Raw genomic sequence first — 12,435 nt, 5'->3', positions numbered from 1 at the left:
GTCAGGCCCCCTTCGCGGCCGAGCGGACGAGGACGACCGCGCCGCGCGGGCCGGGGACGGCGCCCTTGACCAGCAGCAGGCCCTTGTCGGCGTCCACGGCGTGGATGGTGAGGTTCTGCGTCGTCTGGCGCACGCCGCCCATGCGGCCGGCCATGCGCATGCCCTTGAACACGCGACCGGGGGTGGCACACCCGCCGATCGAGCCGGGCTTGCGGTGGTTCTTGTGCGAACCGTGCGAGGAGCTGACGCCGTGGAAGCCGTGACGCTTCATGACACCGGCGAAGCCCTTGCCCTTGGTCGTCGCCGAGACGTCGACGGCCTGGCCGGCCTCGAACGTGTCGGCGCCGATCTCCTGGCCGAGGGTGTACTCACCGGCGTCCGCGGTGCGGATCTCGATGAGGAAGCGGCGCGGCGTGACGCCGGCCTTGTCGAAGTGGCCGGTGAGCGGCTTGGTCACCTTGCGCGGGTCGATCGCGCCGAAGCCGAGCTGGACGGCGGAGTAGCCGTCGGTCCCGGCGTCGCGGACCTGGGTCACGACGTTGGGGCCGGCCTGGATCACGGTGACGGGCACGAGGCGGTTGGTCTCGTCCCACATCTGGGTCATGCCGAGCTTGGTACCCAGCAGACCCTTCTGGGTCTTCGTGGCAGTGGTGGTCATCGCGAGCCTCAGAGCTTGATCTCGATGTTGACGTCAGCCGGGAGGTCGAGACGCATCAGCGAGTCGACGGCCTTGGGCGTCGGGTCGATGATGTCGATGAGGCGCTTGTGCGTGCGCATCTCGAAGTGCTCGCGGCTGTCCTTGTACTTGTGCGGCGACCGGATGACGCAGAACACGTTCTTCTCCGTCGGCAGCGGCACGGGGCCGACCACGGTCGCACCCGCGCGGGTCACGGTGTCGACGATCTTGCGCGCCGAGCTGTCGATGACCTCGTGGTCATACGACTTCAACCGGATGCGGATCTTCTGTCCCGCCATCTGATGTTCCGTCTCTCTCTCGCCGTCCATGTGTCTCAGTGCGGCTCCGAGGCCTCCGACCCCCGAGGTCGGGCGTGTCGCCCTAACTCCGCTCACGAGCGGCGTGCGGGAACCCGCACCACGTCCGTGGGATCTTCAGCCCGGTGGAACCGGGGGGCCTGGCTCTTCGCAGACGAGCCGCCCCGCCGACCGGCGGTTCGAGTCCTCGTCGCGGTGGGCGTGATGGACCCTCTCGGATCGCTCACGCACGCCAAGCAACCCAGCCAGTGTGCCAGAGGCCGGGCCCCTCCTCCAAATCGGGCCCTACACCCGCCCGGCCCCTCCCCCACGCACCCCCGACCACGCGGCGCGTCCCCCGGGAGGCCCGCCGGCGAGGAGGATGGGGCGATGAGCCACCGCCGCCGTAGGAACGCCCCGCTGGGGCGCCCCACCCTCGTGACCGAGCGGCTCACACTGCGGCCCCTCACCTGGGACGACCTGGCGGACGTCGAGGCACTCGACGCCGACCCGGAGGTCACCCGGTTCCTCGAGCCGGCCGGGACGGCGCACCAGGTGCACGACCGGATGCTCGCCCGGTTCGACCCCGGGAACGACGCGATGGGGCTCGGCTACTGGGCGGGCCTGGAGGGCCACCGGTTCGTCGGCTGGTGGCTCCTCACCCCGGCGGCCCCCGGCCTCGCCGAGATCGGGTGGCGCCTCCACGTCCGGGCGTGGGGCCGTGGGCTGGCCACCGAGGGCGCCCGGGCCCTCCTCGACCACGGCTTCGGCGCAGCGGGGCTCGAGCGCGTCGTCGCCGACACCGCGGTCGACAACCTCCCCTCCCGCGGGGTGATGCGCCGCCTGGGGATGCGCCCGACGGGCCTGCGCGACGGGGCCTGGGCGGGCGAGCTGACCCGCGCGGAGTGGCTCGCGACCCGCTGACCCCCCGATGACGGCGAAGGACCCCCGCACCAGGAGCGGTGCGGGGGCCCTTCGGTGTGCCGGTGGTGACCGGCGTCAGGTCACTGGTTGATCTTGGTGACCCGGCCGGCGCCGACGGTACGGCCGCCCTCGCGGATGGCGAAGCGCAGGCCCTCCTCCATGGCGATCGGCTGGATGAGCTCGACCGACATCTCGGTGTTGTCGCCGGGCATGACCATCTCGGTGCCCTCGGGCAGCTTCACGACACCGGTGACGTCCGTGGTCCGGAAGTAGAACTGCGGACGGTAGTTGTCGTAGAACGGCGTGTGCCGGCCACCCTCGTCCTTGGACAGGATGTAGACGTTGGCCTCGAAGTTGGTGTGCGGCGTGATGGAGCCGGGCTTGACCACGACCTGGCCGCGCTCGACGTCCTCACGCTTGATGCCACGCAGGAGCAGGCCGACGTTCTCGCCCGCACGACCCTCGTCGAGGAGCTTGCGGAACATCTCGATGCCGGTCGCGGTGGTCTTGGTCGCCGGGCCGGTGTGGATGCCGACGATCTCGACCTCCTCGTTGACCTTGAGGATGCCGCGCTCGATACGACCGGTGACGACGGTGCCACGACCGGTGATCGTGAAGACGTCCTCGACGGGCATGAGGAACGGCTTGTCGGTGTCGCGCTCGGGCTCCGGGATGTAGGTGTCCACGGCGTCCATGAGCTCGAGGACCGTCTGGCCCCACTCGGCGTCGCCCTCGAGCGCCTTGAGCGCCGAGACCTTGACGACCGGGAGGTCGTCGCCCGGGAACTCGTAGGACGTGAGGAGCTCACGCACCTCCATCTCGACGAGCTCGAGGATCTCCTCGTCGTCGACCATGTCGGCCTTGTTGAGCGCCACGACGATGTAGGGGACGCCGACCTGGCGGGCCAGGAGGACGTGCTCCTTCGTCTGGGGCATCGGGCCGTCGGTGGCCGCCACGACCAGGATCGCGCCGTCCATCTGGGCGGCACCCGTGATCATGTTCTTCACGTAGTCCGCGTGACCCGGGCAGTCGACGTGAGCGTAGTGACGCTGCTCCGTCTGGTACTCGATGTGCGCGATGGAGATGGTGATACCGCGCTGCTTCTCCTCAGGCGCCTTGTCGATGTCGTCGAACGCGAACTGGGGGTTCAGGTCCGGGTACTTGTCGTGCAGGACCTTTGAGATCGCAGCCGTCAGCGTCGTCTTCCCGTGGTCGATGTGACCGATGGTTCCGATGTTGACGTGCGGCTTGGTCCGCTCGAACTTTGCCTTCGCCACTGTGATGTCCTCCTCAGGACTCTCTTCTGGGTAACGCCGAAACGACCGGGCAGGACGTGGCGTCGTCTATGGGATGGGTTGGGATGCTTCTCTACAGAGACCAGCGACCAGTCTAGCGGTCACTCGCCCCGGGTCTTCTTGATGATCTCCTCGGCCACGGACTTGGGGACCTCGGCGTAGGAGTCGAACTCCATCGAGTAGTTCGCCCGGCCCTGGGTCTTGGACCGCAGGTCCCCGACGTAGCCGAACATCTCCGACAGCGGGACGAGCCCGCGGACGATCTTGGCGCCGCTGATGTCCTCCATGGCCTGGATCTGGCCACGGCGGGAGTTGATGTCGCCGATGACCTCGCCCATGTAGTCCTCGGGCGTGCGGACCTCGACGGCCATCATCGGCTCGAGGAGGACCGGGTCGCACTTGCGCACGGCCTCCTTGAGCGCCATGGAGCCGGCGATCTTGAACGCCATCTCCGAGGAGTCGACGTCGTGGGCCGCACCGTCCAGGAGCGTCGCCTTGATCCCGACGAGCGGGTAGCCGGCGAGGATGCCGTACTGCATGGCGTCCTGGATACCGGCGTTGACCGACGGGATGTACTCGCGCGGGACGCGACCGCCGGTGACCTTGTTGTCGAACTCGTACAGCTCGCCCTCGGCCGTGTCGAGCGGCTCGAGCGCGATCTGGATCTTCGCGAACTGGCCCGACCCACCCGTCTGCTTCTTGTGGGTGTAGTCGAAGCGCTCGAGGCCGCGGCGGATCGTCTCGCGGTAGGCGACCTGCGGCTTGCCGACGTTCGCCTCGACCTTGAACTCGCGCTTCATCCGGTCGACGAGGATGTCGAGGTGGAGCTCGCCCATGCCGGCGATGATCGTCTGGCCGGTCTCCTCGTCGAGGTTGACCTGGAACGTCGGGTCCTCCTCGGCGAGCTTCTGGATCGCCATCGACAGCTTCTCCTGGTCACCCTTGGTCTTGGGCTCGATGGCCACCTGGATGACGGGCTCGGGGAAGGTCATCGACTCGAGGACGACGGGGTGGTCGATGTTGCACAGGGTGTCGCCCGTGGTCGTCGACTTCAGGCCGATGGCGGCGTAGATGTGCCCCGCCATCGCCTCCTCGACCGGGTTCTCCTTGTTGGCGTGCATCTGGAAGAGCTTCCCGATGCGCTCCTTCTTGATCTTGGTGCTGTTGAGCACCTGGGTCCCCGACGAGATGTGGCCGGAGTAGACCCGGATGAAGGTGAGCGTGCCGAAGAACGGGTGCGAGGCGACCTTGAAGGCGAGCGCGGAGAACGGCTCGTCCTTGCTCGGCTTGCGCGAGATGTGCTCGTCCTCGTTGCCGGGCGCGTGACCCTGCATCGCGGGGACGTCGATGGGCGAGGGGAGGTAGTCCACGACGGCGTCGAGCATCGGCTGGACGCCGCGGTTCTTGAACGCCGAGCCGCAGAGGACCGGGTAGACCTCGGAGGCGATGGTGAGCTTGCGGATGCCGGCCTTGATCTCCTCCGGGGAGAGCTCGCCACCCTCGAGGTACTTCTCCATGAGGGCGTCGTCGGCCTCGGCGACCCGCTCGATGAGGTGGTGGCGGTACTCCTCCACCTTGTCCATGAGGTCGGCCGGGATCTCCTGGATCTCGTACTTCGCGCCGAGGGTCACATCGCCCTTGGCGTCGCCCTCCCAGACGAGCGCGCGCTTGTAGATGAGGTCGACGACGCCGATGAAGTCGTTCTCGGCCCCGATCGGCAGCTGGAGCACGAGGGGCTCGGCACCGAGGCGGTCCTTGATGGTGTCGACGGTGAAGTAGAAGTCCGCGCCGAGCTTGTCCATCTTGTTGACGAAGCAGATGCGGGGCACGCCGTACTTGTCGGCCTGGCGCCACACGGTCTCGGACTGCGGCTCGACACCCTCCTTGCCGTCGAACACGGCGACGGCGCCGTCGAGGACGCGCAGCGAGCGCTCGACCTCGACGGTGAAGTCGACGTGCCCGGGGGTGTCGATGATGTTGATCTGGTGGTCCTCCCAGAAGGAGGTGACCGCCGCGGAGGTGATGGTGATCCCCCGCTCCTTCTCCTGCTCCATCCAGTCGGTGGTCGAGGCGCCGTCGTGCGTCTCGCCCATCTTCCGGTTGACGCCGGTGTAGAAGAGGATGCGCTCCGTCGCCGTCGTCTTGCCGGCGTCGATGTGCGCCATGATGCCGATGTTGCGGACCTTCGTGAGGTCCGTCAGGACGTCCTGTGCCACGTTCTGTGCTCTCGTCTCGTCGCTTCGGGGGGTGCGGTCCGGTGGCGCCCGTGGGCGGTCACCGGTGGGCCGGGGAGCCGGCCGCCGGTGGGCGGCCGGGCTCCCCGGTGATGGTCACCAGCGGTAGTGCGCGAAGGCCTTGTTCGACTCGGCCATCTTGTGGGTGTCCTCACGACGCTTCACCGCGGCACCGAGGCCGTTGGACGCGTCGAGGATCTCGTTCATGAGCCGCTCGGTCATCGTCTTCTCGCGCCGCTGACGCGAGTAGCCGACGAGCCAGCGCAGCGACAGGGTCGTCGCCCGGTTGGGCTTGACCTCGATCGGGACCTGGTAGGTCGCACCGCCGACGCGGCGGGACTTGACCTCAAGGGTCGGCTTGATGTTGTCGAGCGCGCGCTTGAGCGTCTGCACCGGGTCGGTGCCGGTCTTCTGCTGGCAGCCCTCGAGCGCGCCGTAGACGATGCGCTCGGCGGTGGACTTCTTGCCGTCGAGGAGGACCTTGTTGACGAGCGCGGTCACCAGCGGGGACTGGTGGACCGGGTCGATGACGAGCGGCCGCTTCGGAGCGGGACCCTTACGAGGCATCAGCCCTTCACCTTCTTCGCGCCGTAGCGGCTCCGCGCCTGCTGACGGTTCTTGACGCCCTGGGTGTCGAGGGCGCCGCGGATGATCTTGTAGCGCACGCCTGGCAGGTCCTTCACGCGACCGCCGCGGACGAGCACCATCGAGTGCTCCTGGAGGTTGTGGCCGACACCGGGGATGTAGGCGGTGACCTCGATGCCGCTCGTGAGGCGCACGCGGGCGACCTTGCGGAGGGCGGAGTTCGGCTTCTTCGGGGTGGTGGTGTACACACGCGTGCACACGCCGCGGCGCTGCGGAGAGCCCTTGAGGGCAGGAGTCTTGACCTTGGTGGTCTTGTCCTGCCGGCCCTTGCGCACCAGCTGGTTGATGGTAGGCAACCTGAGTCCTTCGTCTGGTCTGGTCAAGCGGCGGCGTGGGTGCCGTCGCTCCTTGTCATGGCCGCTGCTCGACCCCCGCGTTCGGGTGTGTCGCACCGGCTGCTCTTCCCTGCATTCCCCATGCGCCACCCCCGGGAGGGTGGTGTGGTCGGGGCGCCCGGCAAGAGGTGGGCGAGGCCGCGTCCGGTGCCTCTCGGCGATGTCCGCGACTCCAGGGTCTGGACCTAGCCAGACACGATGACCCAGACTACCGGCCGGTGCGGAGCCCCTCCAAATCGCGGGCGCCCGGGGCCCCTGCTCAGAGGACGATGTACTGGCGGCCGTCGAGGGACTCACGGGCGGCGTCGAGGTGCCCGGCGTGCGTGGCCGTCTCGACGAGGACGTGGAGGACGATGCTGCGCACGTCGGGGAAGTGCATGCCCGCCTCGCTCCACCACGCCTCGGGGCGCGCGGGCGGGGCGTCCAGCGGGGTGGCCGCGAGGATGCCGTCGGAGACGGCGATCGCGGCGCGGTAGGCCTCGACGACGTCGCCGGCGGCTTCGTCGTCCCCGACGTGCCAGTCCGCGTTCTCGCCCTCGGGCCAGTAGTCCAGCGACCCGCCGGCGACGACGACCTCGAACCAGTACCGCTCGTCGGAGAGGGTGAGGTGGCGCACGAGGCCCAGGGGCGTCCAGCCCGACGGCAGCACCGCGGTCCGCAGCTGCTCGTCGGCGAGCCCGTCGAGCTGGGACAGGACGTGCCGGCGCTGGGCCGACAGGTGCCGGGTCAGCAGGGCGCGGTCCGGCTCGTCGGTCACGGCTGCTCCATCCGGTCGAAGGCGGGCGCGTACCGGAACGGGCCGGCGAGGTAGGGCCGCCAGGCCTGGAGGGGTCGCACCTGGAAGAACCGGTCCGGCCAGGGCCCCGGCGCCCCCACTCCCCGCCCGGCGGCGGTCTCGAAGCCGAAGATCGCGTAGTACTCCGGGTCGCCGAGGAGGACGAGGGAGGGCTCCCGGCGCTGGTCGGCGGTGACGACCACCGCGGCGACGAGCGCCGAGCCGATGCCCTGGCCCTGCAGGTCCGGGCGGACGGCCAGCGGCCCGAGGCCCACGGACGGCCCCTCCCCCATCGTCGCCCGGCTGCACACGACGACCCCGGCGACGCCGGCGTCGAGCTCGGCGACGAAGGTCAGCTCGGCCAGCACGTCCCCGTCGGCCCGGAGCCCGTCGACGAGCGCCGCCTCGGCCGACCGGCGCGCGCCCGGCGGCACGGGGAACGCCGCGTCGAGCAGCGCCGCCACGTCGTCGTGGTCGGCTGGGGTCTCGGGGCGGATGACGAGGTCGGGGCGCACCGGGTCATCCTCCCCCGCCGTCGCGCCCGCGCGCCAACGTGTAGAGGGCGTACTCGAAGGTGCGGCCCTCGCGGCTCACCGCGAGCACCTCCTCGTCGGCGACGTCACCGCGTTCCCCGATGCCGGCCAGCCGGTGCAGCAGCTCGGGCGCCCGGTGCGAGGACCACACGACGAGGAGGCCGCCGGGGCGCAGCGCTGCCCGGCAGGACCGGAGCGTGTCGGCCTCGTAGAGAGGGGCGTTCGTGGCGTGGACGAGGAAGCCCGGGCCGTTGTCGACGTCGAGCAGGATCGCGTCCCACGGCCCCTGCGGTGGCACCGTCCCGTCGAGGACCCGGGCGACGTCGCCGACGTGCAGGGCACAGCGTGGCCCCTCCAGGCCCGCGAGCTCCGCGACGACGCCGGCCCGCGCCCAGCGCACGAGGGGCGCGGCCAGCTCGACGACGTCGACGTGCGCGACGCGCGGGTCGTCCAGGACCGCCCGGGTGGTGAACCCGAGGCCCAGCCCGCCGACGAGGACCCGCCGCGGGTCGGGGTGGCGGCGCAGGGTCCCGGCGAGCAGCACCTCGGTCGAGGTGTCGACGGTGTCCATCGCGAAGGCGCCGTCGACGACGAGCTCGAGCACCTCGCCCCGGCGGCGGAGCGCGACCTCGCCGTCCGGGGTGTCCTCGCGCGCCACCGTCACGACCTCGCCCACGTCCCGGACCCTAGGGCGCGGCGCCGCACCGCGCACCCCCCGCAACGCCGACGGGCGGGCACCCGGTGGTCTCCCACCGTGGTGCCCGCCCGTGCGGACGTCAGCGACGTATCAGAGCCGGTCGAGACCGAGCTCGGAGTCGTCGAGGCGCACGGCCTCGCCGGAGCCCGGGCCGAACGAGAACGCGTAGTCCTCGTAGTTCGGCATCGAGTACATCGCCGCCTTGGCCTCCTCGGTGGGCTCGACCGCGATGTTGCGGTACCGGGGAAGGCCGGTACCCGCGGGGATGAGCTTGCCGAGGATGACGTTCTCCTTGAGGCCGAGCAGCGGGTCGGACTTGCCCTCCATCGCCGCCTCGGTGAGGACGCGGGTCGTCTCCTGGAAGGACGCCGCCGACAGCCACGACTCGGTCGCGAGCGAGGCCTTCGTGATGCCCATGAGCTCGGGACGGCCGGAGGCGGGCTTGCCACCCTCGGACACGACCCGGCGGTTCTCGGACTCGAAGCGCCCACGCTCGGCGAGCATGCCCGGGAGCAGGTCGGCGTCGCCCTCCTCGATGATCGTGATCCGGCGCAGCATCTGCCGGACGATGACCTCGATGTGCTTGTCGTGGATCGACACACCCTGCTGGCGGTAGACGCGCTGCACCTCGTCGACGAGGTGCTCCTGCGTCTTGCGCGGCCCGAGGATCCGAAGGACCTGCTTGGGGTCGATCGAGCCCTGGGTCAGCTGGGTGCCGACCTCGACGTGCTGGCCGTCGGAGACGAGCAGCCGCGCCCGCTTGGTGACCGGGTAGGCGTGCTCCTCGGAGCCGTCGTCCGGGGTGACCAGGATGCGCCGTGCCTTGTCGGTCTCCTCGATGGTCACCCGGCCGGAGGCCTCGGCGATCGGCGAGACACCCTTGGGCGTACGCGCCTCGAAGAGCTCGACGACACGCGGCAGACCCTGGGTGATGTCGTCACCGGCCACACCACCGGTGTGGAAGGTCCGCATCGTCAGCTGGGTGCCCGGCTCACCGATGGACTGCGCCGCGATGATGCCGACGGCCTCACCGATGTCGACGAGCTTGCCCGTGGCGAGCGAGCGGCCGTAGCACTTGGCACAGGTGCCGACCTTGGAGTCGCAGGTGAGCACGGAGCGCACCTTGACCGAGTCGACGCCGGCCGCGAACAGCGCACCGATGACGACGTCCCCGAGGTCGATGCCGGCCTGCGCCAGCACCTCCTTGCCCTGGACGACGTCCTCGGCGAGCGAGCGGGCGTAGACCGAGGTCTCGACGTCGTCGTGGACCGTGCGGGTCCCGGTGCGCTCGTCGGTGGCCGCGATCGGCATGGGCAGGCCACGCTCGGTGCCGCAGTCGTCCTCACGGACGATGACGTCCTGCGAGACGTCGACGAGGCGCCGGGTGAGGTACCCGGAGTCGGCGGTCCGCAGCGCGGTGTCGGCCAGACCCTTACGCGAGCCGTGCGTCGAGATGAAGAACTCGAGCACCGTGAGGCCCTCGCGGAAGTTCGCGCGGATCGGGCGCGGGATGATGTCGCCCTTCGGGTTGGACACCAGCCCTCGCATACCGGCGATCTGCCGCAGCTGCATCCAGTTACCACGAGCACCCGAGCTGACCATCCGGTAGATGGTGTTGCTCCGCGGGATGTTGGCTTCCATCTCCTTGGCGACCTCGTTCGTCGCCTGGGTCCAGATCTCGATGAGCTCCTGGCGGCGCTCGTCGTCGGTGATGAGACCGCGCTCGTACTGGGTCTGGACCTTGGTCGCCTTGTCCTCGTAGGCCTCGAGGATCTCGATCTTGCGGGGCGGGGTGACGACGTCGGAGATGGCCACCGTGATGCCCGAGCGGGTCGCCCAGTGGAAGCCGTACTCCTTGAGCGCGTCGAGGCTCGCCGCGACCTGCACCTTGCTGTAGCGCTCGGCGAGGTCGTTGACGATCGTCGACAGCCGCTTCTTGTCGACCTGGTCGTTGACGAACGGGTAGTCCTCGGGCAGCGTCTCGTTGAAGAGCGCGCGGCCGAGGGTCGTCTCGAGCGTCAGGGCCTTCGCGAACCCGGACTCGTCGACCTCGACACCCTCGGGCAGCTCCGACAGCGGGGTCGGGACGAGGTGCTCGAGGCGGATCTTGACGACCGAACCGAGCTCGATCTCGCCCGCGTCGAAGGCCATCCGCGCCTCGGCCGGGCCGCTGAAGTAGCGCCCGGCGCCCTTGCCGTCCTCCACCTCGGAGGTGAGGTGGTACAGGCCAATGATCATGTCCTGGGTGGGCATGGTCACGGGGCGGCCGTCGGCCGGCTTGAGGATGTTGTTCGAGGACAGCATGAGGATGCGGGCCTCGGCCTGGGCCTCCGCCGACAGCGGCACGTGCACGGCCATCTGGTCACCGTCGAAGTCCGCGTTGAACGCGGTGCAGACGAGCGGGTGGATCTGGATGGCCTTGCCCTCGACGAGCTGCGGCTCGAAGGCCTGGATGCCGAGGCGGTGCAGCGTGGGCGCACGGTTGAGCAGCACGGGGTGCTCGGTGATGACCTCTTCGAGGACGTCCCACACGACCGGGCGCTGACGCTCGACCATCCGCTTGGCCGACTTGATGTTCTGGGCGTGGTCGAGGTCGACGAGCCGCTTCATGACGAAGGGCTTGAACAGCTCGAGCGCCATCTGCTTCGGCAGGCCGCACTGGTGCAGCTTGAGCTGCGGGCCGACGACGATGACCGAACGGCCCGAGTAGTCGACGCGCTTGCCGAGCAGGTTCTGGCGGAACCGGCCCTGCTTGCCCTTGAGCATGTCCGAGAGCGACTTCAGCGGCCGGTTGCCCGGCCCGGTGACCGGGCGGCCACGGCGGCCGTTGTCGAAGAGGCTGTCGACGGCCTCCTGGAGCATCCGCTTCTCGTTGTTGACGATGATCTCGGGCGCACCGAGGTCCAGGAGCCGCTTGAGGCGGTTGTTCCGGTTGATGACCCGGCGGTACAGGTCGTTGAGGTCGGAGGTCGCGAAGCGCCCACCGTCGAGCTGCACCATCGGGCGCAGGTCCGGCGGGATGACCGGGATGGCGTCCAGGACCATGCCCGCGGGCTGGTTCGTCGTCGTCATGAAGGCGGAGACGACCTTGAGCCGCTTGAGGGCGCGGGTCTTGCGCTGGCCCTTGCCGGTGGTGATGGTCTCGCGCAGCGACTCCGACTCGGCGTCGAGGTCGAAGGTCTCGAGGCGCTTCTGGATCGCCGCGGCGCCCATGCCGCCCTCGAAGTAGAGACCGAAGCGGTCCCGCATCTCGCGGTAGAGGACCTCGTCGCCCTCGAGGTCCTGGACCTTGAGGTTCTTGAAGCGGTCCCAGACCTGCTCGAGGCGCTCGACCTGGGCGTCGGCGCGGCGGCGGATCGCGTTCATCTCGCGCTCGGCGGAGTCGCGGACCTTGCGCTTGGCGTCGGACTTGGCGCCGTCGGCCTCGAGGGCCGCGATGTCGGACTCGAGCTTCTTGGCGCGGGCCTCGACGTCGGCGTCGCGACGGTTCTCGATCTCCTTCTTCTCGACCTGGATCTGGGCCTCGAGCGAGGGCAGGTCGGCGTGCCGCTGGTCCTCGTCGACGCTCGTGATCATGTAGGCCGCGAAGTAGATGACCTTCTCGAGGTCCTTCGGGGCGAGGTCGAGGAGGTACCCGAGCCGGCTCGGGACACCCTTGAAGTACCAGATGTGGGTGACGGGCGCGGCGAGCTCGATGTGGCCCATCCGCTCACGCCGCACGGCGGCGCGGGTGACCTCGACGCCACAGCGCTCGCAGATGATGCCCTTGAAGCGGACCCGCTTGTACTTGCCGCAGGCGCACTCCCAGTCCCGGGTGGGGCCGAAGATCTTCTCGCAGAAGAGGCCGTCCTTCTCGGGCTTGAGGGTGCGGTAGTTGATCGTCTCGGGCTTCTTGACCTCGCCGTGGCTCCAGGCACGGATGGCGTCGGCCGTCGCGAGGCCGATGCGGAGCTCGTCGAAGAAGTTGACGTCGAGCACGTGGTTCCTTCTCTCGTTATTGCGAAATCTGTGGTCTGACTGAGGTG

General features: G+C 69.5%; 11 protein-coding genes. 1 reads left to right on the top strand and 10 read right to left on the bottom strand.

Annotated elements, in window-relative coordinates:
* Position 1: 1 nt before the first annotated feature.
* Together rplC and rpsJ are read right to left on the bottom strand one after the other, a co-directional pair.
* Positions 2-658 (bottom strand): 50S ribosomal protein L3, encoded by a 657-nt coding sequence (gene rplC / locus Q0963_RS14945; RefSeq protein WP_299447529.1) that lies wholly within the window; start codon positions 656-658, stop codon positions 2-4.
* 8 nt (positions 659-666) lie between these two features.
* Complete coding sequence (gene rpsJ, locus Q0963_RS14940; RefSeq protein ID WP_012867945.1) at positions 667-975, bottom strand: 30S ribosomal protein S10; 309 nt, start codon at positions 973-975, stop codon at positions 667-669.
* Positions 976-1,362: 387 nt separating this feature from the next.
* Between rpsJ and Q0963_RS14935 the strand changes: the two genes are divergently transcribed.
* Positions 1,363-1,896, top strand: a complete 534-nt coding sequence (locus Q0963_RS14935) for a GNAT family N-acetyltransferase (protein ID WP_299447526.1) — start codon at positions 1,363-1,365, stop codon at positions 1,894-1,896.
* An 80-nt stretch (positions 1,897-1,976) separates the two neighbouring features.
* Here Q0963_RS14935 and tuf read toward each other — a convergent pair whose 3' ends face one another.
* The 8 genes from tuf to Q0963_RS14895 form a co-directional block, all read right to left on the bottom strand.
* Positions 1,977-3,173, bottom strand: coding sequence for an elongation factor Tu (tuf, locus tag Q0963_RS14930; RefSeq protein ID WP_299447524.1), 1,197 nt, complete (start codon positions 3,171-3,173; stop codon positions 1,977-1,979).
* A gap of 119 nt (positions 3,174-3,292) precedes the next feature.
* Entirely contained in the window at positions 3,293-5,407 is a 2,115-nt protein-coding gene (gene fusA / locus Q0963_RS14925; RefSeq protein ID WP_299447522.1) for an elongation factor G, read from the bottom strand.
* Between the two features lie 114 nt (positions 5,408-5,521).
* Entirely contained in the window at positions 5,522-5,992 is a 471-nt protein-coding gene (gene rpsG, locus Q0963_RS14920; RefSeq protein WP_299447520.1) for a 30S ribosomal protein S7, read from the bottom strand.
* Positions 5,992-6,366, bottom strand: a complete 375-nt coding sequence (gene rpsL / locus Q0963_RS14915; RefSeq protein WP_299447518.1) for a 30S ribosomal protein S12 — start codon at positions 6,364-6,366, stop codon at positions 5,992-5,994. The genes rpsG and rpsL overlap by 1 nt, the downstream gene beginning before the upstream one ends.
* Before the next feature lie 298 nt (positions 6,367-6,664).
* Positions 6,665-7,162, bottom strand: coding sequence for a DinB family protein (locus tag Q0963_RS14910; protein ID WP_299447516.1), 498 nt, complete (start codon positions 7,160-7,162; stop codon positions 6,665-6,667).
* Positions 7,159-7,695, bottom strand: a complete 537-nt coding sequence (locus tag Q0963_RS14905) for a GNAT family N-acetyltransferase (RefSeq protein WP_299447514.1) — start codon at positions 7,693-7,695, stop codon at positions 7,159-7,161. Before Q0963_RS14905 ends, Q0963_RS14910 begins: the two co-directional genes overlap by 4 nt.
* A gap of 4 nt (positions 7,696-7,699) precedes the next feature.
* Positions 7,700-8,389, bottom strand: a complete 690-nt coding sequence (locus Q0963_RS14900; protein WP_299447512.1) for a spermidine synthase — start codon at positions 8,387-8,389, stop codon at positions 7,700-7,702.
* Positions 8,390-8,500: 111 nt separating this feature from the next.
* The gene (locus Q0963_RS14895) at positions 8,501-12,388 is read right to left on the bottom strand and encodes a DNA-directed RNA polymerase subunit beta' (protein WP_299447509.1); all 3,888 of its coding nucleotides are present in this window, start codon (positions 12,386-12,388) and stop codon (positions 8,501-8,503) included.
* Between the last annotated feature and the right edge of the window lie 47 nt (positions 12,389-12,435).

The organism is uncultured Phycicoccus sp. (assembly GCF_947495705.1).
Lineage (GTDB): Bacteria > Actinomycetota > Actinomycetes > Actinomycetales > Dermatophilaceae > Phycicoccus.
Note: the sequence above shows the minus strand (reverse complement) of the source record. Positions and strands in the feature narration are given on the sequence as shown.